1 protein-coding gene and 1 pseudogene are annotated in these 1,223 nt (G+C 41.3%); both read left to right on the top strand.

The window, feature by feature from the left end; all coding sequences use genetic code 11:
• A partial coding sequence (tnpB, locus tag HT715_RS09150; RefSeq protein ID WP_172922923.1) for an IS66 family insertion sequence element accessory protein TnpB occupies positions 1–148 on the top strand: 148 nt, incomplete at its 5' end.
• Between the two features lie 50 nt (positions 149–198).
• Positions 199–1,096: pseudogene (locus HT715_RS12470) on the top strand (transposase); the annotation flags it as partial.
• Positions 1,097–1,223: the final 127 nt, after the last annotated feature.

Raw genomic sequence — 1,223 nt, 5'->3', positions numbered from 1 at the left:
ATATAAACGCTTTGAGAACGGTAAGTTGACTTGGCCAAGTACAGAAAAGGATGTCAAAGCTCTCACACCAGAACAAGTAGACTGGCTGATGAAGGGCTTTTCTATCACTCCCCAAATAAATTCATCAGAAAGTCGTGATTTCTATTGAAATGAGGACTTTCTTTTTAGTATAATAAAGTTAGAAAACAGAGAGGGAAGATGATGAAAGACTTATTAAAACTCATTCAACAACAGAGTGCTACAATTGATAGTCTCACCAATGAACTTACCCTTCTGCGTGAACAAGTGGCTTATCTAACGCAAAAGCTCTATGGAAAATCCTCTGAGAAAAGTGTTTGCCCCCTGGACAAGTCAGCCTTTTTGAGGAAGAGTCTCCATCTGATGAAGATGGAGATGTTCCCAGTTGAAAGAGAAGAAATCACCTATAAACGTAAGAAAGCTAAAGGGAAACGTCAAGCTCTTCTTGCCCAATTCGATTCAGAAGAAGTTCATCATCGCTTAGAGGACTGTATTTGCCCTGACTGTCAGGGAGATCTAAAAGAGATTGGAGCAACCCTTCAAGGACAAGAATTGGTCTTTATTCCTGCGCAATTAAAACGAATAGATCATATCCAACACTCTTATAAGTGCCAAGCATGCAGTGAGAAAAATCCGAGTGATAAAATCGTGAAAGCTCCTATCCCTAGAGCCCCTTTGGCGCATAAGCCTTGGCTCAGCTTCTATTATCGCTCACACCATCCATCAGAAGTTTAATCTGAAGGTTCCCAATTATCTCCAAGAAGAAGATTGGGCTAGGATGGGTTTACCAATCACACGTAAGGAAATCTCTAATTGGCATATCAAGACGAGTCAATACTATTTAGAGTCCCTTTATAAGCTTTTACGAGAAAAGTTGTTAGAACAAGCTCTTCTTCATGCGGATGAAACCTCTTATCGGGTCTTAGAAAGTGATAGCCATCTGACCTACTATTGGACTTTTTTGTCAGGAAAATCAGAGAAACAAGGGATTAGGCTTTACCACCATGATCAGCGTCGAAGTGGTTCAGTAGTACAAGAATTCCTAGGAGACTATTCTGGCTATGTGCATTGTGATATGTTGCGGCAGTAACTTAGGACTTTAGTCCTCTAGCTCTGCCTATGCGATAGCAGTCCAAGGTTTAGGAGCAAGGCGACGCTAAGCTTGGTAAACTGCGAACCGCTAGAAGCTTATCGTCAACTGGAAG

This window comes from Streptococcus sp. 4155 (assembly GCF_013276695.1).
In the GTDB taxonomy this organism is placed as follows: Bacteria; Bacillota; Bacilli; order Lactobacillales; family Streptococcaceae; genus Streptococcus; species Streptococcus pseudopneumoniae.
Note: the sequence above shows the minus strand (reverse complement) of the source record. Positions and strands in the feature narration are given on the sequence as shown.